15 protein-coding genes and 3 tRNA genes are annotated in these 22366 nt (G+C 50.6%); 5 read left to right on the top strand and 13 right to left on the bottom strand.

The window, feature by feature from the left end; translation table 11 throughout:
* Positions 1-43: 43 nt before the first annotated feature.
* From tilS to dnaQ, 7 genes are all read right to left on the bottom strand, one after another.
* Entirely contained in the window at positions 44-1111 is a 1068-nt protein-coding gene (gene tilS, locus FM042_RS03985) for a tRNA lysidine(34) synthetase TilS (RefSeq protein ID WP_143234562.1), read from the bottom strand.
* Positions 1098-2054 carry an acetyl-CoA carboxylase carboxyl transferase subunit alpha gene (gene accA, locus FM042_RS03990; RefSeq protein WP_143234564.1) on the bottom strand — a complete coding sequence of 319 codons (957 nt, stop codon included), beginning with the start codon at positions 2052-2054 and terminating at the stop codon, positions 1098-1100. Before accA ends, tilS begins: the two co-directional genes overlap by 14 nt.
* Positions 2055-2069: 15 nt before the next feature.
* A complete protein-coding gene (gene dnaE / locus FM042_RS03995) occupies positions 2070-5549 on the bottom strand; it encodes a DNA polymerase III subunit alpha (RefSeq protein WP_143234565.1) in 3480 nt (1159 codons plus the stop codon).
* A 254-nt stretch (positions 5550-5803) separates the two neighbouring features.
* Positions 5804-5880: transfer RNA gene (locus FM042_RS04000), tRNA-Asp, on the bottom strand.
* Positions 5881-5960: 80 nt separating this feature from the next.
* A tRNA-Asp gene (locus FM042_RS04005) sits at positions 5961-6037 on the bottom strand.
* 35 nt (positions 6038-6072) lie between these two features.
* Positions 6073-6149, bottom strand: a tRNA-Asp gene (locus tag FM042_RS04010).
* Positions 6150-6359: 210 nt separating this feature from the next.
* Positions 6360-7112 carry a DNA polymerase III subunit epsilon gene (gene dnaQ / locus FM042_RS04015; protein ID WP_143234567.1) on the bottom strand — a complete coding sequence of 251 codons (753 nt, stop codon included), beginning with the start codon at positions 7110-7112 and terminating at the stop codon, positions 6360-6362.
* Positions 7113-7203: 91 nt separating this feature from the next.
* Between dnaQ and rnhA the strand changes: the two genes are divergently transcribed.
* A complete protein-coding gene (gene rnhA, locus FM042_RS04020) occupies positions 7204-7683 on the top strand; it encodes a ribonuclease HI (RefSeq protein WP_143234569.1) in 480 nt (159 codons plus the stop codon).
* A gap of 24 nt (positions 7684-7707) precedes the next feature.
* Here rnhA and FM042_RS04025 read toward each other — a convergent pair whose 3' ends face one another.
* Entirely contained in the window at positions 7708-8445 is a 738-nt protein-coding gene (locus FM042_RS04025) for a class I SAM-dependent methyltransferase (RefSeq protein WP_185960693.1), read from the bottom strand.
* Between the two features lie 51 nt (positions 8446-8496).
* Here FM042_RS04025 and gloB point away from each other — a divergent pair, with 51 nt between their 5' ends.
* Both gloB and FM042_RS04035 read left to right on the top strand, forming a co-directional pair.
* The gene (gloB, locus tag FM042_RS04030; protein ID WP_143234573.1) at positions 8497-9276 is read left to right on the top strand and encodes a hydroxyacylglutathione hydrolase; all 780 of its coding nucleotides are present in this window, start codon (positions 8497-8499) and stop codon (positions 9274-9276) included.
* A 194-nt stretch (positions 9277-9470) separates the two neighbouring features.
* Complete coding sequence (locus tag FM042_RS04035) at positions 9471-11087, top strand: lytic transglycosylase (RefSeq protein ID WP_143234575.1); 1617 nt, start codon at positions 9471-9473, stop codon at positions 11085-11087.
* Between the two features lie 130 nt (positions 11088-11217).
* On the opposite strand, the gene ligA is transcribed toward FM042_RS04035, so the two are convergent.
* The 3 genes from ligA to smc form a co-directional block, all read right to left on the bottom strand.
* The gene (gene ligA / locus FM042_RS04040; RefSeq protein WP_143234577.1) at positions 11218-13257 is read right to left on the bottom strand and encodes an NAD-dependent DNA ligase LigA; all 2040 of its coding nucleotides are present in this window, start codon (positions 13255-13257) and stop codon (positions 11218-11220) included.
* A gap of 79 nt (positions 13258-13336) precedes the next feature.
* Positions 13337-14341 carry a cell division protein ZipA gene (gene zipA, locus FM042_RS04045; RefSeq protein ID WP_143234579.1) on the bottom strand — a complete coding sequence of 335 codons (1005 nt, stop codon included), beginning with the start codon at positions 14339-14341 and terminating at the stop codon, positions 13337-13339.
* A gap of 140 nt (positions 14342-14481) precedes the next feature.
* A complete protein-coding gene (gene smc / locus FM042_RS04050) occupies positions 14482-17958 on the bottom strand; it encodes a chromosome segregation protein SMC (protein WP_143234581.1) in 3477 nt (1158 codons plus the stop codon).
* Positions 17959-18269: 311 nt separating this feature from the next.
* Here smc and FM042_RS04055 point away from each other — a divergent pair, with 311 nt between their 5' ends.
* Together FM042_RS04055 and FM042_RS04060 are read left to right on the top strand one after the other, a co-directional pair.
* Positions 18270-18842, top strand: coding sequence for a sn-glycerol-3-phosphate transporter (locus tag FM042_RS04055; protein WP_221931494.1), 573 nt, complete (start codon positions 18270-18272; stop codon positions 18840-18842).
* Positions 18843-18979: 137 nt separating this feature from the next.
* Positions 18980-19459 (top strand): hypothetical protein, encoded by a 480-nt coding sequence (locus FM042_RS04060; protein ID WP_143234583.1) that lies wholly within the window; start codon positions 18980-18982, stop codon positions 19457-19459.
* On the opposite strand, the gene rmuC is transcribed toward FM042_RS04060, so the two are convergent.
* Together rmuC and FM042_RS04070 are read right to left on the bottom strand one after the other, a co-directional pair.
* Positions 19390-20760: a DNA recombination protein RmuC gene (gene rmuC / locus FM042_RS04065; RefSeq protein ID WP_143234585.1), complete on the bottom strand. Its 1371-nt coding sequence runs from the start codon at positions 20758-20760 to the stop codon at positions 19390-19392. The two genes, FM042_RS04060 and rmuC, sit on opposite strands and share 70 nt — an antisense overlap.
* Positions 20761-20845: 85 nt before the next feature.
* Entirely contained in the window at positions 20846-22354 is a 1509-nt protein-coding gene (locus tag FM042_RS04070) for a fumarate hydratase (protein ID WP_143234587.1), read from the bottom strand.
* Positions 22355-22366: the final 12 nt, after the last annotated feature.

Raw genomic sequence — 22366 nt, forward strand, 5'->3', positions numbered from 1 at the left:
GTGAAGTTCTGCAAGTAAAGTGTAAGCGAGTATTTCAGAGATTCTATAACGCTTTGTTATTCCTATCCAATTTTACTTTAAGCCACTTACGTTGCCGATACACGGTTACCCCCGACCAGGTGATTTTCACCTGCTTCCCACCGCTACTCCGTTGTATTTGCGTTTGTAATTCATGCAGAACAGCTTGTGATGGCATCGTTAGCGCTTTGTGTGCAAACCAAGATCGCAGCAACGCGCGCTGTAAGGCCTCATCAAGATCCCACCAGTCTGGTTGCAAGCGAAAGCCTTCAGGCTCAAGACGAACACGCAGTTGATCGCTTAACAGCCGCTCCAATAACGCCGTCTGCTCGGCACATAAGCTCGCTGAGCGCGCCACTGTGTGCTGAATCGCTGGCCAACGTTGTTCCAATACCGGCAACACCTCGTGGCGAATAAAATTCCGATCAATATCGGTGTCTGTATTGGTGTCATCTTCAATCCACGGCACCTGACGGCTTCGCGCATAGGCATAAATCTGCGCTTTAGTAACATCTAACAACGGACGCACTAACCGACGTTCATTCCGAATGGTCTTGCTCGCTGATTCTGGCTGAGTGTTGCGCATAGCGGCCACAGGTGCCATGGCTGCTAGCCCTTTCGGCCCTGATCCGCGCTTCATTTGCAAAAAGAAGGTTTCTACTTGGTCGGTACGATGCTGCCCCAATAGGATCACCGCATTCGGCTCTGTAAGCTCGCCTAAGCGTCTATAACGCGCATTGCGCCCTTGCTCTTCTTTACTTTGTCGCGGACCGCTAGGCACTGTCAGCGGCTCCACAATGGCGTCAATGCCCACCTGCTCGCAGTGTTCCCGCAAAAATGCAGCCCACTGCGGCGAATCGGGATGAAAGAAGTGATCAAGATGAATGGCTAAGTAGCGAAATTCAGGGTGGGCTTGCCGATAGCGCAAGGTTAAATCAAGTACACTTTGAGAATCAGCACCGCCGCCGAGGGCGACAACAATTTGTTGACCCGCTTGCAAAGCAAGCGAGTCGAGCATCGTAACGAAGGTAGGGTATAAATCTTCGGGAACCTCAGATTCCCGCTGTGTCGATTCAGGTTTAACAGTAGCCAAAAGACATAAGTTTCCGGTAACGTTTTTCCAGTAACTCGTCTTTTGATAAACCCGACAACGATTCTAGGTCATCAATCAAACGACGCTTTAACCGTACTGCAATTTCTTGATAGTCTCGATGGGCGCCACCTAATGGCTCAGGAATGATTTCATCAATCAGTCCCAGTTCTAGCGAACGTTGCGCCGTTACACCCATCGCTTCAGCGGCCAACTCTGCTTTAGTCGCGCTTTTCCACAAAATTGACGCACAGCCTTCCGGTGAAATGACCGAGTAGGTACTGTATTGCAACATATTGACCCGATCGCCAACACCAATTGCTAAGGCGCCACCAGAGCCGCCTTCACCAATCACGGTACAGACCGTAGGCACTTTCAAACGTGACATCACTTTGAGATTACGTGCAATGGCTTCACTTTGTCCGCGTTCTTCCGCGCCGATGCCAGGATACGCGCCTGGAGTATCAATAAAGGTGACCACAGGCATATTAAAGCGCTCTGCCATTTGCATTAAACGCATGGCCTTGCGGTACCCTTCCGGTTTCGGCATACCGAAATTACGGCGCACCTTTTCTTTGGTTTCCCGGCCTTTCTGCTGGCCAATAACCATTACCGGCATTCCGTCTAAACGGGCAATACCGCCAACAATAGCTTTGTCATCCGCAAACGCACGATCACCCGCAAGTTCGTCGAACTCGGTAAAAATAAGATCGATGTAATCGAGGGTATAGGGACGCAACGGATGACGCGCTAATTGCGCCACTTGCCATGCCCCAAGATCAGAGAAAATTTTCTCGGTCAGTTCCAGCTTCTTTTTCTGAAGCTGTTTGACTTCGGATTCGAGATCGATATCAAGGCCGCCCTTTGCACCTACGGCTCGTAGCTCATCAATTTGCGCTTGTAGCTCTGCAATTGGTTGTTCGAACTCTAAAAAATTCAAATTCATCAGTGCTTCCAGATGTTAATCAAAGTTCAGTCGTACGTTTTCCTCGCCCAACTGAATCCGTAATTGATAAATTAGGTCATCGCCAGGTTCAACGTACCATTCGGCACCTGTCTCTAGCGTCGCGCTCGCTCCATCGATCGCACAAAAAAATCTGACCGGGCATGTACCACGGGGCGCATCCCGGAGTTTTTCAATCAGCGCTGCTGTGGTGGGCGTTTCTTCCCCACGTAAATCCAAAGACACGTCCAACGATCGAACATATTGCGCACGTGCTTGTTCCAGCGTCATAATTTCACTGACGGTCATTGTATTGCCCCCGCTGAAAGAATCAAAGCGGACCTCTCCTTTTAACCAAAGAATCTGGTCCTTTTCTAGCAGCGGCGCATAGCGCTCATATTCCTGATTAAATAAGCGTACATCAATTCGCGCACTTTTGTCGTCTAAGGTAACAATAGCCCATCGTTGGCCTTTTTTGTTCATCATACTACGAACGTCAAGTACCAAGCCCGCTACCGACATGGTTTCCGCTTTGCGTCGATCGGCAATATCGCAGAGACGACCAGTGGTGTAATTCGACAGTTCCTTGCGGTAACGGTTCAGCGGATGCCCTGTAAGGTACAAGCCGAGAGTTTCTCGTTCCCCTTCTAACCACACCCCTTCTGGCCAAGGCGTTACCTGCTCAAACTTGTGTTCGAGGTTATCGTTTGACGACGCTAACACCCCAAATAAGTCGTTTTGGCCCATGGCTTCTGCGTGTGCATGCTGCTCGGCCTGACGCATCGCCTTCTCAAGCGTTGCCAGTAAAGCCGCCCGATGTGGACCAAGTGAGTCCATAGCACCCGCTTTGATCAGCTTTTCCATTACGCGACGATTTAATTTCTTTAAATCGACTCGGCAGCAGAAATCAAAAATATCAGTAAAAGGCCCGCCCGCTTGGCGAGCCGCAATAATGGATTCTATGGGTCCCTCACCCACGCCTTTAATGGCACCAATCCCGTATACCACGCGCTGCTCATCATCTACAGTGAACTTGTAACGGCCTACGTTGACGTCTGGTGGCAATATCTTCAGACCCATGCGTTCGCATTCGTCTACCAGCGTCACAATCTTATCGGTATTGTCCATATCCGCCGACATCACTGCCGCCATAAATTCCGCCGGATAATGCACTTTCATCCACAGCGTTTGGTAACTCACTAGCGCGTAAGCGGCAGAGTGCGATTTGTTGAAGCCGTAACCGGCAAACTTCTCTACTAAATCGAAGATTTTCATTGCCAATTCAGGATCGATATTGTTTTTCGCAGCCCCTTCACGGAAAACTTCCCGCTGTTTGACCATTTCTTCGGGCTTTTTCTTACCCATGGCGCGCCGCAACAAATCGGCGCCACCGAGTGTATATCCTGCCATCACCTGAGCAATCTGCATAACCTGCTCTTGGTACAAAATAACCCCGTAAGTCGGCTCAAGAATCGGCCGTAAACTTTCGTGTTGCCAAGTGGAGTCAGGATAAGAAATTTCCTCGCGGCCATGTTTACGGTCGATAAAGTTATCCACCATGCCCGATTGCAATGGGCCCGGACGGAATAATGCCACCAATGCGATGATATCTTCGAAGCTATCGGGCAACAGGCGCTTAATCAGCTCCTTCATGCCACGAGATTCCAACTGGAACACCGCAGTGGTGTCGGCTTTTTTCAGTAAATCAAAGCAGCGCTTATCGGTAAGCGGGATCGATTCAATATAGATAGGATCTTGATTCACTTGACGTCGACGCGCATTCACCATATCCAACGCCCATTGGATAATGGTTAGGGTCCGCAATCCCAAGAAATCGAACTTCACTAAACCAGCGGTTTCCACATCGTTTTTATCAAACTGGGTGACTGGAAAGCGCCCTTCCGAGTCACAATAAAGGGGTGTAAAGTCGGTAATTTTAGTTGGGGCAATCACCACCCCACCCGCATGCTTACCAGCGTTGCGCGTCACCCCTTCCAGACGACGAGCCATATCGATAACTTCTTTTACTTCACTGTCGTCGTCATACAGCTCTTGCAAGCGTGGCTCTTCTTCAAATGCCACTTTTAGCGTCATTCCCGGAGTAGGAGGAATCAATTTGGAGATCCGATCCACGAAGCCATAGGGGTGCCCAAGAACGCGACCAACATCACGCACCACCGCTTTTGCGGCCATGGTCCCAAAGGTAATAATCTGTGAGACCGCTTCACGACCATATAGCTCCGCGACATGGTCAATCACTTCGTCACGACGGTCCATACAGAAATCGACGTCGAAATCTGGCATGGAGACCCGCTCTGGGTTCAGGAATCGCTCGAAGAGCAGATCAAATTCGAGAGGGTCGAGATCGGTAATTTTAAGTGCATAAGCAACCAATGAACCGGCACCGGATCCGCGCCCAGGCCCCACGGGGATCCCGTTATCTTTACTCCATTGGATAAACTCCATCACGATCAAGAAGTATCCTGGGAACCCCATTTCGTTGATCACATCCAGTTCGATCTGCAGCCGCTCATCATATTCACCGCGGCGCTGGGATCGTACCTCAGGATCGGGAAATAAGAAGTTAAGTCGCGCTTCCAGCCCTTCTTGGGATTTCTTAACTAAGTATTCTTGCTCGGTGAGTCCGCCGGTTGGGAAGCTGGGCAAGAAGTACTCGTTTAAGCGCACACTCACATTACAGCGACGGGCAATCTCAACGGTGTTCGCTAAGGCTTCGGGAATATCGGCAAAAAGCGCCTGCATTTCTTCAGTGGTTCGCAAATACTGCTGGTCACTGTATTTTTGCGGCCGCCGTGTATCGGCGAGGGTATAGCCATCATGAATCGCCACGCGAATTTCATGGGCTTCAAAATCTTCAGGTTTAATAAAAACCACTTCGTTCGTGGCCACCACCGGCAGTTCATATTCCTGCGCTAACGTAACCGCGCCGTGCAAGTAGCGTTCTTCATTAGGTCGCCCGGTGCGCACTAGTTCAAGATAAAAACGGTCTTGAAAATGGGTTTGGTAGAACTGCAAAGCACGTTCCAACGGCTTCTGCTGATTGCGCAGTAGCGCCCGCCCAATATCTCCATCCTTGGCCCCAGACAACAAAATCAAGCCTTCTCCATGCTCAGCTAACCATGCTTGGTCGATACAGGGTTTGTCGAACTGATGGCCGCGCAGATAGGCTTCGGAAATCAAAATAGTGAGGTTTTTATAGCCGGTATCGTTCATCGCCAAGGCGGTCAGGCGGAATGGCTCGTCGGCGAAGTCTTCACTGAGCACATTGAAATCGCAACCAATAATAGGCTTCAAACCCAGACTACGTGCGGTTTGGTAATAACGTACTAAACCACAGAGATTCATTTCATCGGTGAGAGCCATAGCGGGCATATCCAGATCTGCCACATGCTGACACAAAGGTTTCACCTTCTGCAGGCCATCAACCATTGAGAAATCGCTGTGTATACGCAGGTGGACAAAGGACGCTGCCGTCATAAACTCCGCTCATTTATATTGATTTTTATAGAGCCGATTATTGTGCCCCTTCCAGCGCCGAGCTGCAACAGAAGGAATGGATTCTTGCGCAATGAATTTTCTTTCGTTGCACAGTGCACAACTGATGATTCAAATACGCCTTCCGAACACAGAAAACATAAATGCACCATGGCAAAGCCAAGTGTATCTATAGGTGTTTTTTTAGAGATTTAGAGATTTAGAGATTTAGAGATTTAGAGATTTAGAGAGGGAAGTGGCGGAGCGGACGGGACTCGAACCCGCGACCCCCGGCGTGACAGGCCGGTATTCTAACCAACTGAACTACCGCTCCATTGTAGATGTCGCTGCAGCGGGTAGTTCGACACGTGCGGCGATGTGATATCAGGTCGGCGATTTTGCAAGGCTGCAAAATGGCGGAGCGGACGGGACTCGAACCCGCGACCCCCGGCGTGACAGGCCGGTATTCTAACCAACTGAACTACCGCTCCTGACCTGAAATCTAGTTGAGTACGTTTTTGCAAAGTGGCGGAGCGGACGGGACTCGAACCCGCGACCCCCGGCGTGACAGGCCGGTATTCTAACCAACTGAACTACCGCTCCACTGGGACTTGCAATCAACGTGATGTGATACCTGTCGGGCATCCCCTCAACGCGGCGAGGATAATACGAGTCAGACCGCGCGGAGTCAACCCCTTTTTTTACACTTTCGCGACTGATTGCTCAGGAAAAAACCAATCGCACAAATTAGCATCTTAATTTGCTGCTAATTGCAGCAATTCCCACTGCATGTGGCTACGCCAGCTGATTGCGTTAGTGTTTCGGTTCGCTCCACTTAAGCACACCACTTTCTTTTTTAATATCCGCCAAATAGGCGTCATGGGCGGCTTGTTCAGCGGCACTTGCTTGAACGACGCGCAGCGGCAGACGATCCTGCCCTAAGCGCTTAATGCCTTTTTCGTGGTCACTGCCTTTTTGATTCTGGGTCGGCACAAATAGCTTGCGTTGCCCCCCTGTCATCATCAAGTACACGTCCGCCAAAATTTCAGCATCGAGCAATGCACCGTGCAAAGTACGATGGGCGTTATCAACGTCAAATCGCTTACACAGCGCATCCAAGCTATTGCGCTGACCGGGGAATTTCTCCCGAGCGTAAGGCAAAGTATCAAACACTGTGGCGATGTCTTCTATACGCCCTTTATGCGAGCCAATCAGTGCCAATTCGTTATTCAAAAAGCCAACATCGAACGGGGCATTGTGAATCACCAGTTCGGCGCCCCGAATATACTCCAGAAAGTCATCCACCACCTGAGCAAACACCGGCTTATCTTGCAGGAATTCGTTGGTGATTCCGTGAACGCGGATCGCCTCCTCTTCTACCAGACGCTCTGGGTTCAGGTACACATGAAAATGATTACCCGTGAGTTTGCGCCCAATCATTTCTACACAACCAATTTCGATAATACGATGGCCCTTGCTCGGGTCGATTCCGGTGGTTTCTGTATCCAGAATTATTTGGCGTTTGGTTTTTGGGTCTTGTTGGTGCTCTGTTTGTGTCTGATCCATTTTTTTACGCTGCTCAGTTTGTGCCGCTATCATCGGGCACGTATACTCGCGAAGAATTCACTTATCTTAAAGCATCCACGATACAGAACAAATGACTAAGAAAAAAGAAGTGGTGATCTATACAGACGGTTCGTGCCTGGGTAATCCGGGACCCGGTGGCTATGGCATTGTGATGCGCTACGGCAAACATCGCAAAGAATTGGCTAAAGGCTATGCACTGACGACCAATAATCGCATGGAGCTCCTTGCCGCCGCGGTGGCTTTAGAAACCCTATCGCGCCCGTGCAACGTCGATTTATATACGGATAGCGAGTACGTGCGCCAAGGTATTTTAAGCTGGCTGGCAGGGTGGAAACAAAAAGGTTGGAGAACCAGTCAGAAAAAACCAGTGAAGAATGTTGATTTATGGCAGCGCCTCGATGCCGCTCAAGCGCGCCACAGCATTCAGTGGCACTGGGTGAAGGGTCACTCCGGTGATATTGAAAATGAGCGCTGCGATGTGCTTGCCCGTGACGCCGCTACACATCAAGCGACCCATACCGATAACGGCTACTTAGCACAAGAAAGCTAATCAGCCCTTGGGCTCAGGCTTAACTTAATCCGAAGTGCGGGTAGATACACCGCTCGCACCGAGCGCAATCCGCTGTTTTTGATGATTACTCGCACCTAATCGTACCGGTGTAATAGGCCACTCCCGTTTTCGAGCCACCATGTAATATCCCGCTTGTAGGCTAGGCCATTGACGCATCAACCAGCCCCAGCCTTTTTCTGGATCATTGATTGCAGGGATTGGCGCACCCGCAGCAAAATAGCCCTGATGAATTACTTCGTAATGCATAAGATTCAGCCAATCACTTACCCGCGCTGGTCCAAACAAACGTGTATTTAACAACGGGGATTTACGCCAAGCTGGCCAAACACGCGCAAACGTGGTTGGACTCCATGGGTTCGTTAACGCGAGCAACACATGTCCATCAGCGCGTAATACGCGATCTACTTCACGCAAAATACTATGCGGGTCCGATGCATATTCGAGCACATGAGCCATAAGTACGGCATCAACGGTATTTTCGCTAAAAGGCAACGCGTTGTAATTTGCATGTACATGAGCGGCGGTGCCCGGCCCTACCCGATACTGTTCACGAATACGGCAGCTATTAGGGAGGGTATGACTGAGCGGACCGAGCGACAACATGTAATGGCCAAACAAGGTTTCCCAATGGGGCTCTAAAGCGCGCGCCAGCGCATCCCGCCACCAGCCACCGTGTGGAATCTCTTGCCAGTGCTTGGGTGCTTTAGGCGCATTATCGATACGCGCCGGTTTTAACCACATAGAAAATCCCATTATACTGGTACTGAATTCTTGAGTTGGTTAAGGAATGATATGCGAATCCATCCCGTTCCCGCGTTTACAGACAATTATATATGGGTCATCGACCAGCACCAGTCTGAGCAGGATACTCGTGCCTGTATCATTGTCGATCCCGGTGATGCTGTACCGGTGTTTGCATACCTAGAACAAGAAAACCTTGTTCCCGAAGCCATCCTTCTCACCCATCACCACTGGGACCACACCGGCGGCGTTCAGGATTTGCTGAAGCGATACCCTTGCCCAGTATATGGCCCTCACAGCACCCAGATTGACAGCGTAACGCACCCATTGCGTGAGGGCGAGGAAATTCAGCTGCTCAACGGTAGCTTGCAATTGCGCGTGCTTGAATGCCCAGGGCATACCCTCGACCATATTGCGTTTTATAACGACACCCATTTATTCTGTGGTGACACCCTATTTGCTGCCGGGTGCGGACGCATGTTTGAAGGGCAACCCGCCCAGTTTTACCAATCTTTGCAAAAACTAGCCGCACTTCCGGCAAGAATAAAGGTATATTGTGCTCACGAATACACTGCCGCTAATTTGCGTTTTGCAGCAGCAGTAGAGCCTGAAAATCAGGCAATTCATGAACGCGCACAACAGGTTGCGCGTTTACGTTCGGAAAACAAGGTTTCCCTGCCGTCGCGTATGGCCGAGGAACTGGCCACGAATCCGTTTTTACGGGTAGAAAAATCTTTCGTGCGTAACGCAGCGGAATTAAAAGAAAAACGCGCGTTAAATACACCCGAAGAGGTGTTTGCCAGCATTCGTCGCTGGAAAGATACGTTCTGATTGATTAAAATATGCGCACTTTTAAGCCGCTTTCGGGTCGCGCTCGATTGTCATGTGCGACCGAACGAGAGCTTATGCGCTACACATACAGAAGGTGTTGCTTAGAAAGTAGTCAAGACAGCACACGGTGATCATAACGACCCTAGAAGTCGTTCGATCATGCGTTATACCATCAATAAGTTTTAGGGGATTTCATGAAGCGAGCCATTCTCGCCGCATCTATTGTGCTTGGTTTATCAGGCTGTCAACTTACCGGTACGTCGGATCGCGACGTTGAGCCAGAAGTTGCGAGCAAAGCCGAGTACCCACTGCAAGAAGGGCTACAGCGCTATGCGTTAGTCCATCCAGTGCAAGCCGATGTGGTACGTCAGGAAAAAGAGTTACCGCCACAACTTCAGGCAGATATTTGGGACCGCGTACGCATGCAAATGGTCATCGAGGTACCCGATAATAGCGCAGTACAAAGCCATCGTGATTGGTATTTACGCCATCCAGGCTATATCGATCGCGTCGCACAGCGGGCCGCACCCTTTTTACATCTGATTGTTGAAGAAATTGAAAAGCGCGATCTCCCCCTCGAGCTTGTTCTCGTGCCCGTGGTTGAAAGTGCCTACGATACCTTTGCATATTCCCATGGTCGCGCCAGTGGTATTTGGCAGTTTATCCCCAGTACGGCCCGTCATTATGGCCTCGACATCAACTGGTGGTACGACGGCCGCCGCGATGTCATGGCAGCGACCACGACCGCCCTCGATTATTTCGATCGACTCGGCCAAACCTTTAATGGTGATTGGCTCCTCGCTCTCGCTGCCTATAACGGCGGGCAAGGCCGTGTGCTTGGCGCCATGCGCCGTAATGAACAAGCGGGCAAAGGCACCGATTTCTGGTCGCTAGATAACTTGCCACGGGAAACTCGAAACTATGTACCTAAGATTCTTGCTCTCGCTGAACTCCTGAAAGAAAGTGAGACATGGGCAGTAACCTGGCCCTATATTCCAAATCAGCCGGTGACTGAGATTGTTGATGTGGGTCAGCAAATTGACCTTGCTTTAGCGGCAGAAATGGCCGGTATGAGTTTAGAAGAACTGCACCGTTACAATTCTGGCTACAACCGGTGGGCAACTGCTCCAGATGGCCCACATACCTTACTGTTGCCGTCTGAGCGGGCGCGTGATTTTCGCACGGCTATGGCGAACTCGGATCCGAAAGATTGGTTAGCATGGGAACGCCATCAAGTGCGTTCAGGTGAAAGTTTAATCACTATTGCACGCCGGTATAACACCACACCAACCGCTATTCAGCAGTTTAATAATATTACCGGCACCATGATCCGCCGAGGTGATTATTTGCTCATCCCTGTGGCAAGCCAAGATCTCGAGCGTTACACCTTGAGTGCAGAACAACGCTTGGCATCCGCCCAAGGCCGCAGTAGTCAGGGTACCCGCGTTGAGCACCGAGTAACCCGCGGCGACACTTTGTGGGATCTATCACGCAAGTATGGTGTGACGGTAGCCAATCTCGCACGTTGGAATAATATGGCCCCAGGCGATATGTTGCGTCCGGGACAAACCCTAGTGATTTGGCAAAACCAGCAAGCCGCGACGGCCAGTACCACCGCCTCAGCTAGCACGCCTGTACTGCGCACTATTCAGTACCAAGTGCGCTCGGGCGATTCCCTGGCGCGCATTGCCTCGCGTTTTCGGGTGAGCATTGCCGACATTGAAAAGTGGAATTCAATTAGTCGTGACCGCTTTCTCCAGCCGGGCCAGCGTTTAACCCTGCATGTGGATGTGACACGAGTTAATATCTAAATTGCAGGTAGGCGAACAAACAACAAAGGGGCGCATCACGCGCCCCTTTTTTATGTCGGGTTTTCCATTAGGAAATCCATCCACATGTGTATCACCGGTATGTTTGGTATTGCCAACTTCGGTATTACTATTATCCTTTAGCTAACAGCGCCACCAATTCCGCTTCTGTAAGAATCGGGACACCCAAACTTTCAGCTTTACTTAACTTCGAGCCCGCCGCTTCGCCAGCAATAACCGCCGTGGTTTTCTTCGACACACTCCCCGCCACTTTTGCGCCCAACGCTTGTAACGCCGCTTTAGCTTCGTCTCGAGTCATTTCTGTTAGGGTTCCAGTAAGCACGTAGGTGTGCCCCTGCAATGGCAACTCATCCGCCGCTTTTACTTCAATATCCGGCCAAGAAACCGGATGTTCACCGCTGGTTAAAGCATCAATCACTTCGCGGTTATGGGGTTCACGAAAGAAATTATAGATATGTTCTGCCACCACAACCCCAACATCAGGTACTTGCTGCAACGCTTCTTCATTGGCCTGCATAATGGCGTCTAGATTGCCAAAATGCAGTGCCAAGGATTGGGCCGTAGCTTCCCCTACTTCACGAATCCCCAAGCTGTAGAGGAAGCGTGGCAAGGTTGTGCAACGCGCTTTCGCCAATGCATCCACGAGATTGAGCGCCGATTTTGAACCCATGCGCGGTAATGAGGCAAATTCGCGCGCACTTAACTGAAAGAGATCGGCTGGGTGCTTTACCCATTCGCGCTCCACTAAAAGCTCCACCAGCTTGTCCCCGAGACCATCAATATCCATGGCTTTTCGTGAGGCAAAGTGTTTTATCGCTTCCTTGCGCTGAGCGGCACAAAACAATCCACCGGTGCAGCGCGCAACAGCTTCTCCTTCTACCCGTTCTACCGCAGAACCACACACGGGGCATTCGTGCGGAAACTCTACAGCTTGGGTGTGTTCAGGGCGCTCATCGAGCACCACCCCAACCACTTGCGGAATGACATCTCCAGCTCGCCGTACAATCACGCGATCGCCAATACGAACTCCGAGGCGGGCAATTTCATCGGCATTGTGTAAAGTAGCATTAGAGACCACCACACCAGCCACTTCGACCGGCTCCAGACGGGCTACTGGGGTAATAGCACCGGTACGGCCCACTTGGAAATCTACATCTCGGAGCCACGTAAGCTGCTCCTGAGCGGGGAATTTAAAAGCAATAGCCCAGCGCGGTGCTCGTGAGACAAATCCAAGCTGTTCTTGCAAATCAACGGCATCGAGCTTAAACACCACACCGTCTATTTCGTAGGGCAGATAGTCGCGCTTCTCACCAATTTGAGTGTAGTAATCAAAGCAGGCATCGCTATGGTCTAATTGCGCAATTTCTGGGCACACAGGGAAGCCCCATTCCCGCAATTGTAACAGTCGTTGGTAGTGGCTATCGTCGTCTAACTGACGCTCTGGCTGCACCGTACCCATCGCATAGGCATAAAACTGAAGCGGACGTTTGGCTGTGACGCGCGAATCTAATTGGCGCAAGCTTCCTGCCGCGGCATTGCGCGGATTGGCGAATATTTTTTCACCTGCGGCTAGCGCCTGCTCATTCATTCGCTCAAAACCCACCCGGCTCATAAATACTTCACCACGCACTTCCAAGCGATCTGGAAAGTCGCCCCGGAGGTGCAAGGGAATAGCCCGAATGGTTTTTACATTAGCGGTAATATCCTCACCGCGATAGCCGTCACCTCGGGTCGCTCCCCGCACCAGCTTGCCATGCTCGTAGAGCAAGCTTACGGCGAGACCATCGAGTTTGGGCTCTGCACACCAACGCAGCGCTTCGGCGGCAACACCAGCACGGTCGCTGACCCGCCGCACGAATGCCGCCATTTCATCCGCATCGAAGGCATTATCCAGCGAGAGCATGGGCACTTCATGTTCCACTTCGCGAAATGCTCCACTGGGAGGTGCTCCCACGCGTTGCGTTGGCGAGGTGTCAGAACCCAGTTCAGGATATGCCGCTTCTAAGGTCTGCAACTCTCGAAATAGTCGGTCATATTCCGCATCGGGCACCGACGGTTGATCCAACACGTAGTATTCGTGGTTGTATTGATCAAGTTGGGCCCGCAATGCCTCAATTTGGTTGGCAATTTGCTCGGAATTTGTGTCTGTCATGCAATAGGATACTCGTGCTAAAAACCATCGTTGAAATAAAAGAAAGCGGCCGCAGCCGCCTCTTTTCTCACCTGCGCAACTACGATGAGGATGAGCGTAATCCCGCCAAACGTTGGCGCCGTTCAAACTCACGAATGCGCTGGTAGGTATGCTGTACTGACTGTTTAGTCATAGGGTTGCGATTGTGATCTAACACCGCTGCGCGTGGCATCGCCTCGGCAATTTTATTTGCCGCGTTGTACATCATGGTGAAGGCTTTATGACCGTCGTATTTAATCGGTAACGCCATAAAGAGCACTACACCGCGGGTACGGAAGTTCTCGAGATCATCCAAATCAAACGTACCGGGGTTATACATGTTCGCCATACGGAACAGCAAAGGTCCGCGCCCAGATGGTTGTTCGTAGCGATGGAAAATATCCAAATCGCCAAACTTCAAACCTAATTCTGTAACAGTTTGCAGCAAAATAGTGCCTTGAATATCACCGGACACGTACAACGTAATTACTTCTTCTTTAGGAGCTTCCGCGTCTTCCTCGCTCACTTCTGATTCTGGCAGACCGATATTGAGCTGCTCAACCGTTTCGCTCTTCTCAGGTTTATCATGGCGTTCCGCACGAATAGGTGTGGACGAGGCCGCTGCCTGACTCGACGACGAATCCCGAGATTCAGCTCGGAATGAAGGCAATTCTGGTTCTTCGTCATCGGGGCGCGAGCGCAAGGTCGCGGCAATTTCAGGTTGCGCCTTCGCTTCCACTTCCGCGATGGTCTCGGAGCTATGGTCGGGTGTTTTCTCGGTAGGTTGTTCTGCCGATTGTTCTGCGGATGCTGCCGGTGCATTTTGTTTTGGACGCATACGAACCTTGCTTAACCCCAGCTCATCAAAGCTCCCTGAATCTGCCTCGGTGGTATCGCTGCCGTCTAATAAATCTGCTTGAGCACCCTTTTGCCGTTTGCTCGACCCTTGGCCCTTGATATCACCACTGCGCTGCTGATTACTGCGCAACGTCCACAACCCATGGGCAACTAAGCCGATAATTAAGGCAATGCCAATTAAAATCAGTATGACTCGTAAACTATCCATTGCTGCTACCTGTTATCCGTCAGCTTCTTTCATTGATTGTAATGGGTTTATTCTGCAATAACACCCGTCATTCACGGAATTTATCGTGTTTTCTGTACTTGTTACACGCTTATTAAAGTGTAGGCCTCGCGTTCCCGCTGCTATGCGGGAGCATCCGCTAGCGCCAAGGCCTCGTCGACATCCACCGCCACGAGGCGTGATACGCCCGGTTCTTGCATGGTTACTCCCGACAAATGCGTCGCCATCTCCATCGCGATCTTATTGTGACTAATATATATAAATTGTACCGTTTCTGACATTTCTTCGACCAAGCGGCAGAAGCGCCCCACGTTCACATCATCCAAGGGGGCATCGACTTCGTCGAGCAAACAGAATGGCGCTGGGTTTAAGCGGAAAATAGCAAACACCAATGCTAATGCCGTCAACGCCTTTTCACCACCAGAAAGCAGATGAATCGTACTGTTTTTCTTGCCCGGCGGCCGCGCCATAATAGTCACACCGGTTTCCAAAAGGTCGTCGTCCGTCAGTTCTAAATAAGCATTGCCGCCACCAAACACCTTTGGAAACAGCTGCTGAAGGTCGTGGTTCACTTGATCATAAGTCACTTTAAAGCGCTGACGGGTCTCCCGATCGATTTTTTTAATCGCATCTTCGAGGGTTTGTAGCGACGCCGTTAAATCTTCATGTTGCGCATCCAAATAAGACTTACGCTCCGCCTGCACTTCTACTTCTTCAAGGGCGGCAAGGTTAATGGCGCCAAGCTGGCTGACCTTGCGCACCACATCATCGAGCTGTTTCTGCCATTGGGCCTCATTAGCATGTTCCGGCATCGTCTCGAGTACAGACTTCAAACTGACATTCATTTCTTTTAAGGCATCGAGTAGCGCATGTCCCCGCTCACGCGCAGCAGCAAGCTCAAGTTTTCCGCTTTGCACCCGCTCTTGTTGCCGCGCAATACGCTCCAGCACTGCACTTTGCCCTTTATTCAAATCGCCAAGGTCTGTCACTACCACAGCTAATTGTTCGCGCACGTCGCGCAGCTCTGACTCAATCGACTCGCGCTGTAGCAACTGCACCGCCAAGTCTTCTTCAATCATCGTCACTTCAAGCGCATCTTCATCGTCGCTTTCAAGTTCCGCTAAACGTTCGCTGATATCTTTTTTCTGTTGCGCAATACGCGCCAGCATTTGTTGCAAGTTTTCTTGTTTGCTTTGTTGTTGTGACAACGATAATTGCGCTTCGTGCCGCTGTTGTTGTAGTAATTGGCACTGCTGATTAGCACTTTGACGTGCTCCTTGCAAAGCCTCGCCCTCGCGCTGTTGGGTTTCCAGCTGAGGCGCGGATTCATGTTGTGCATCAGACAATTGTTGCAAACGCTCCTGCGCTTCACTTAACTGCTCAGTGAGGGTGCGCATCTGTGCCTGCAGATCCGCCTGCTCTTGTTGCAGACGTTCGCTACGCTGGGCGTGTTGTTGCTGATCACGCTCGCTGGTGTGCAGCCGCTCACTCAAACGTACGTGGGTTTCACGCGCTTCCGCCAAAGCATCTTGCCCTTGGCTGATAATTTCTTTTTGCTGCGTTATCCGAGTGCGCAGTTCAGCGATGGCTTGTTCTTCGGTGCTTATCCCCTTAGCCACCTCTTCTGCTAAGCGTTGTTGCTGTTGTAATTGTGCCTGCCAATCTAACGCGGTTTCCTGATGGCTCCCCCGTTTTACCACCCAATCACGACTGCGCACCTCCCCGTCGGGCAATAACACGGCAAGTAATATTGAGTGCGCCTGCAACGCCTTATCTGCAGCAGCTACATCATCTGCGACGGCAAAATACTGTAATAGCGACAGGCTATGGATACGCGCATCAGCAAACGCTCGCAGATCCTGATCCGTATGTCCGCTACCTACGCTATCTGCGCTTTCGAGCGCAACTAAAACTCCCTGCTGGAATTGCCGTTGCGGTAGCGACTCGGTGATCACTGGCAAGGCTAACCAAGGGTCTAATACCTGCTGTGCGGCAGCACGAAAACGCTCTGGAATATCCAATAATTCCCGTAACATGCCAATACTGGATTGCCCAGAAAGCCAATCATCGGGGTCTTCCGAAGGAGCCTCTGTTGTGGCTAACAATTGCTCCAGCGAGGCGATCCGACCGGCGGCTTGCTGCGCCTTATGATGTTCTTGTTGCAACCGTTCCTGCCGTTCATTCAATCTAGCATCGAGATCAGTTAACGCTTGGTTGCCGGCATGTAAGTCTGCTTGACGTGTTGTCACCCGCTCCGCTTGGTCTTCGACTTGCACTGCCAATTCTTTTAGCACGCGCGCATCAAACTCCGGAATATCTGCAATTTCCATGGCAATAGCTTCGAGACGCCGAGCAATGCGTTCTTTTAACTCTTGGTTAGCTTTAATCTCTGCCGTAAGCAACGTGAGGTCACGGTTGCGTTCTGCTTGAGCATCGCGAAACAACTGGAAGCTTTCCTGCCATTCTTGATAACGCAGCTCCGCATCGTCCCGTGCAAGCTCCGCCATATGTAGTGACTCATTGAGTTCATTGAGCGCAAACTCTTGGTCGGCAATACGCTCTGCAAGCGTTTGCACATGCTCGTGATCGGCATCATATTGTGCGGTTAACTGTTGTAATTGAGCGCGGTATTCGTGGCCTTGGCGTTCCCGCTGTTGGGCAAGTTGGCGTGTATGCTGAATCTGCTGCTCTAATTTAGTGATTTCATTGTTCACCTGATAGAAGCGTTGTTGAATCGCATCCACCTGGTTTTTTAAATCGGCTTCGCGCTCACGTAGCTCAGTCTGCCCACGCTCACTGCCCCGTTGTTCTGCAATCCACTTTTGCAACTCCGCTTCTTCTTGCTGTACCTGATGCTCAAGGCGATCACATTGCTGCTGATATTGGTTCCAACGCAGGGCTTGTAACTCGGATTTTAACGTTCGTTCTTCAGCTTTAAGTGTTTGATACCGGCGCGCCGCTGCCGCCTGCCGTTGTAATTTAGCAAGTTGCTGCCCTAATTCTTCCCGCACATCGGCTAATCGTTCAAGGTTGTCGCGTGTCCGGTTCATCCGGCTTTCGGTTTCTTTTCTACGCTCTTTATATTTGGAGATACCCGCGGCTTCTTCAATAAATACCCGCAGTTCTTGTGGCCGGGATTCGATTAAACGGGAAATCATCCCTTGTTCAATAATCGCGTAGCTACGCGGCCCTAAACCGGTACCTAAGAACAAGTCGGTAATATCGCGTCGACGGCATTTAGTGCCATTCAGTAAATACGTAGATTGCGCATCACGAGTCACTATTCGCTTAACAGAAATTTCATTAAAGCTAGCAAACTCCCCCTGCACACGGCCCGAACTATTATCAAATACAAGCTCAACGCTGGCTTGGGACACGGGCTTGCGCGACTGTGAACCATTAAAAATAACGTCCGTCATGGCATCACCGCGCAAATTCTTCGCTGAGCTTTCACCCAGCACCCAGCGCACTGCATCGATAACGTTGGATTTACCACAGCCGTTGGGCCCAACAATACAGGTCATTTGTTCGGGGAAGGCGACTTTGGTTGGATCCACAAAGGACTTAAAGCCCGCAAGCTTAATATGTTGTAATCGCATGAAATCCGTTTAAGGGGACATAGCCCCTGTTATACTTATGATTATGACCAGATTTCCAAGCACAAGAATGCAATTCAGGTGCCTAGTGAATGCCTATTTCATTCCTCAGTGTAAAGCGAAAAGGCATGATGAGACAACATCTCTACAATTTCCTTACACGATATTCCTTGCACCGTTTTGTTAGTCCTTTTAAGATCTGGTCTGATCTGGTTCGTGTCATCATTATTCGCAGCATGGATTGGCGCACCACATCATCATGGATATGAGTGAGTTGCCGTCGCTCTAGGACAAGTAAGGAAATGGGTCTGCTAATGTACCTGACAAAGAATCAACATGTCGTTGTCATTGTATTGTTCATTCTGAGTTTCAGTATGGCGGGCACAGCCCGTGCCGATGATGATCCATCAACCATAGCCTCAACAAACGGTGAAGAGTTTCGGTTTCAACTGCATACCTCCGTGTTTACCACCCATTTCAACCCAAAGCCTGAACACAACAACACTCAAAATCTCATTGGTCTTGAGTGGTACGGTGATGGTTTTGAACCCAACTACTTCCACGCATTCCACGACCACATGGGAAATGCACGCCCGCTCGCGGGCGCTGCTTGGTTTCGCAATTCTTTTGACCAGAAATCAATCTATCTTTATGGAGGCGTGCGTCAGGATTTCATTCGCTATAACGAAATTCAAACTTACGCCAAGATTACTGCAGGGCTAATTCATGGCTATCGCGGTGAATATCGCGATAAAATTCCGTTTAACCAGTTCGGTATTGCACCGGCAATTATCCCCATGGTGGGCGCCAGTTATGGCTGGGGTGTGGCAGAAATAACCTTCTTTGGTTTCAGTGGTGTGATGCTTACTTTAGGCGCGACCTTTTAGCCCTATCCGCAATCGCGTATTTCCCTTTTTCGCTATTTTTCTTCCTCGAATTGCTCGCTATGCTCATGCTTCACAGAGAGGTTTTACTAGGGCACAGAAAAACCTCTTCCACTCATTAGTGAATGGCGAGGTTAGACATGGATGTCGTGATCCCGGAACACCCAATCAATCCTGTACAAGTCGAAGAACGGCCTTATTTTTATAGCAATGGCAGCAAACAACATCATCACCAGGTACGGCAAGGCCGCCCTTTCGGTTTTATTTGTGTTCACCCGCGCGCTACTCGCGTTCAATTCTGTCAATACGCGGCTCGCATGCACGGGGAACAGCAAGCATCCAGCTATTCCCTGCAAGGCTTCGCCCAATGGTATTTACCAGAGCAACGGAATCTATTGATACAAAGTTTACTGCTAGAGCCTGAACAGAAGGGATTTCAAATCGATCTACGTATCGCCTGGAGTCAGCAGGCGATTCGCATTTGGTTTATTCCTTGCCGATTACAGCAGCTGTATTTCCGCTGTGGTTGGGTTCGCCCACTCAGTACGCATCAATCTTTTGCAGGTGTCTCGGGCAATGTATCGGTATCGTCGTCATCTTCATCATTGAGGAAGGCTTGATCAATACGTTTGCCTGGGTTCACACCTAATTGCCGGAATTTCTCCACGCGCCCAACGATATTACCGCGGCCCGTCGAGAGCTTATTGAGCGCGCTGTCATAATGCTTGCGCGTGGTATCGAGGGAGTTGCCAATCTTGCTAAGGTCCTCGAGGAAGCCGACAAACTTATCGTAGAGTTTTCCCGCATCCGCTGCGATTTGCTGAGCATTTTGGCTTTGGTGTTCATATTGCCAAATATTATGCACAGTGCGCAGCGCCACCAATAGGTTGGTGGGGCTAACCAGCATAATCTGATTGTCTAGGGCCAAACGAATCAGTTCGGGATCCCGATCCACCGCCAATAAAAACGCAGGCTCTACCGGTACAAACAACAACACGTAATCGAGGGTGCGTACCCCTTCTAACTGCTGATAGTTCTTTTTACCTAGTTCACGGATATGATTCCGTAATGAGGTGACATGCTCCGCCAGTGCTTTTTCACGCAACACATCATCGTCGGCATTAAAGTAACGCTCGTAGGCCGCCAAACTTACTTTGGAGTCGATAATTACATCGCGCTGATTGGGTAAATGCACGATTACATCAGGCTTATAGCGTTTGCCCTCATCGCTGCGATGCTGGCCCTGGGTATCGTATTCATAGCCTTCACGCAGGCCCGACTGTTCCAAAATACGTTCGAGTACCAGCTCGCCCCACGCTCCCTGCTGTCGGGAATCGCCTTTCAGCGCTCGGGTTAAGGCTTCCGCCTCGCTGGCCATTTGCTGGTTTAGCTCTTTCAGCGTGAGAATTTCCTTTTGCAAACTCGAGCGCTGCTTGGTTTCCTCAGTAAACTGCTCATTGACCTGCTTGCGGAAGGTATCTAGATGCTCTTTTAATGGTTTTAAAGTAGCGCTTAATGTTTGCGTTTGTCGCGTTTCGAAGGCCGCAGATTTTTGCTCGAAAATCCGGTTGGCGAGATTCTCAAATTCTTTTTGTAAGCGGGTTTCGCTTTGTTGCAATAACTCGAGTTTTTCTTCTAGGTGCTTTTGTTCACGTTCGGCACCAGTGCGCGTTGTTTCCAGCTCCGTATACCAACGCTGCCCCTGTTTTTGCTCCAGTTCATATTTTTCCTGCAGTGCGCGTAACTCGTTGCGTACCTGCTGCTCACTGCTGCGAGCGAACTCCACCTCGTGACTGGCGCGGGCTACATCCGCCCGTTCCCGTTGCAACAACACCCGCATACCTAAGCCAACAGCGAGCGCACCTACCGCGATTCCAAGAATGGCCGCAACCCCTATCCAGATTATTGTTTCTACGCTCATTGGTTCTTCTCTTTGTTAGTCCATGCATGGCGAAGCATCCGTGCTCCGTAGAAGGTGTTTCCTGGCCTAGCCGTTCTTGCCCGGGTTAGCTCATCTCGGCGATCTTCACCGCCCATACCGCGGGCCCAGTTTCGTGGGCATTAGAGCCATCGCTGTCTACCGCGACTGTCACCGGCATATCTTCCACTTCAAATTCATAGATGGCTTCCATTCCTAAATCTTCGAAGGCCACCACTTTGGCTTGTTTAATCGCTTTTGCCACTAAATAAGCGGCCCCACCCACGGCCATCAAGTAAACGGCTTTGTGCTTGGCAATGCTCGCCACTGTCGCTTTGCCGCGCTCGGCTTTACCAATCATGCCAATAATGCCGGTTTGCTCGAGCATCACATCGGTGAACTTATCCATGCGGGTTGCTGTTGTTGGACCGGCGGGGCCTACCACTTCGTCACCTACTGGATCCACAGGGCCCACGTAATAAATAAACTTGTTGGTGAAGTCGACTGGAAGCGGTTCACCTTTATCCAGCATCTCTTTAATGCGCTTATGCGCCGCATCTCGGCCCGTGAGCAACTTACCACTGAGCAATACAGTTTCACCCATTTTCCACTCACGGACGTCGTCTGCGGTCAACGTGTCTAAGTTCACCCGGCGGGCATTATCACCCACTTCAAAGGTGATATCAGGCCAATCTTCCAACTTGGGCGGCTGTAGGTCTGCCGGACCACTGCCATCTAAGTGGAAGTGTACATGGCGCGTTGCCGCACAGTTCGGAATCATCGTGACAGGCTTGGAGGCCGCATGGGTTGGTAGCGAGCGTATTTTGACATCGACCACCGTGGTTAAACCACCAAGACCTTGCGCACCAATCCCTAACTTGTTTACCCGTTCATATATCTCAAGACGCAGTGCTTCTTCCGCATTTTGCGGGCCACGAGCGATCAGTTCTTGAATATCCACGGGATCCATCAACGATTCTTTCGCCAGTACAGCAGATTTTTCTGCGGTCCCGCCAATACCAATACCGAGCATACCCGGTGGACACCAGCCTGCGCCCATTTTGGGTAACGTTTCCACGACCCAATCTGCGATGGAGTCGCTCGGATTTAGCATCGCCATCTTCGTCTTGTTCTCAGAACCACCACCTTTGGCGGCGATCATGACTTCGATTTCACCGCCGGGCACCATATCGATATGCACCACCGCTGGCGTGTTGTCTTTGGTGTTCTTCCGTGACCCGGCCGGATCGGCGACAATCGAAGCCCGTAATGGGTTCTCAGGATTGTTGTATGCGCGGCGCGTACCCTCATCTACCATTTCTTGCACGGTTAAATCGGTTTTGTCCCAGCGCACGTCCATGCCCACTTTTACAAAGCAGGTTACGATACCGGTATCTTGGCAAAGAGGACGATGGCCTTGTGCCGACATCCGTGAATTCACAAGCATTTGCGCAATCGCGTTTTTCGCCGCCTCAGACTGCTCTTTTTCATACGCCTCAGCTAAGGCATTAACAAAATCTAAAGGGTGATAATAAGAAATAAACTGGAGCGCATCCTCGATGCTATCAATGAAATCTTGCTGTCGAATCGTTGCCATCGGAAAACCTCA

Origin of the sequence: Aliidiomarina halalkaliphila, from assembly GCF_007096385.1 — a bacterium.
GTDB classification, from domain to species: domain Bacteria; phylum Pseudomonadota; class Gammaproteobacteria; order Enterobacterales; family Alteromonadaceae; genus Aliidiomarina; species Aliidiomarina halalkaliphila.

Excerpts from the sequence above, each read along its gene's own strand:
- FM042_RS04070 (WP_143234587.1), bottom strand. The coding sequence starts at position 22,354 with ATGGCAACGATTCGACAGCAAGATTTCATTGATAGCATCGAGGATGCG.
- FM042_RS04055 (WP_221931494.1), top strand. The coding sequence starts at position 18,270 with ATGTACCTGACAAAGAATCAACATGTCGTTGTCATTGTATTGTTCATT.
- ligA (WP_143234577.1), bottom strand. The coding sequence starts at position 13,257 with ATGACAGACACAAATTCCGAGCAAATTGCCAACCAAATTGAGGCATTG.
- dnaQ (WP_143234567.1), bottom strand. The coding sequence starts at position 7,112 with ATGGATCAGACACAAACAGAGCACCAACAAGACCCAAAAACCAAACGC.
- rnhA (WP_143234569.1), top strand. The coding sequence starts at position 7,204 with ATGACTAAGAAAAAAGAAGTGGTGATCTATACAGACGGTTCGTGCCTG.
- FM042_RS04035 (WP_143234575.1), top strand. The coding sequence starts at position 9,471 with ATGAAGCGAGCCATTCTCGCCGCATCTATTGTGCTTGGTTTATCAGGC.
- FM042_RS04025 (WP_185960693.1), bottom strand. The coding sequence starts at position 8,445 with ATGTGGTTAAAACCGGCGCGTATCGATAATGCGCCTAAAGCACCCAAG.
- rmuC (WP_143234585.1), bottom strand. The coding sequence starts at position 20,760 with ATGAGCGTAGAAACAATAATCTGGATAGGGGTTGCGGCCATTCTTGGA.
- gloB (WP_143234573.1), top strand. The coding sequence starts at position 8,497 with ATGCGAATCCATCCCGTTCCCGCGTTTACAGACAATTATATATGGGTC.
- accA (WP_143234564.1), bottom strand. The coding sequence starts at position 2,054 with ATGAATTTGAATTTTTTAGAGTTCGAACAACCAATTGCAGAGCTACAA.
- zipA (WP_143234579.1), bottom strand. The coding sequence starts at position 14,341 with ATGGATAGTTTACGAGTCATACTGATTTTAATTGGCATTGCCTTAATT.
- FM042_RS04060 (WP_143234583.1), top strand. The coding sequence starts at position 18,980 with ATGGATGTCGTGATCCCGGAACACCCAATCAATCCTGTACAAGTCGAA.
- smc (WP_143234581.1), bottom strand. The coding sequence starts at position 17,958 with ATGCGATTACAACATATTAAGCTTGCGGGCTTTAAGTCCTTTGTGGAT.
- dnaE (WP_143234565.1), bottom strand. The coding sequence starts at position 5,549 with ATGACGGCAGCGTCCTTTGTCCACCTGCGTATACACAGCGATTTCTCA.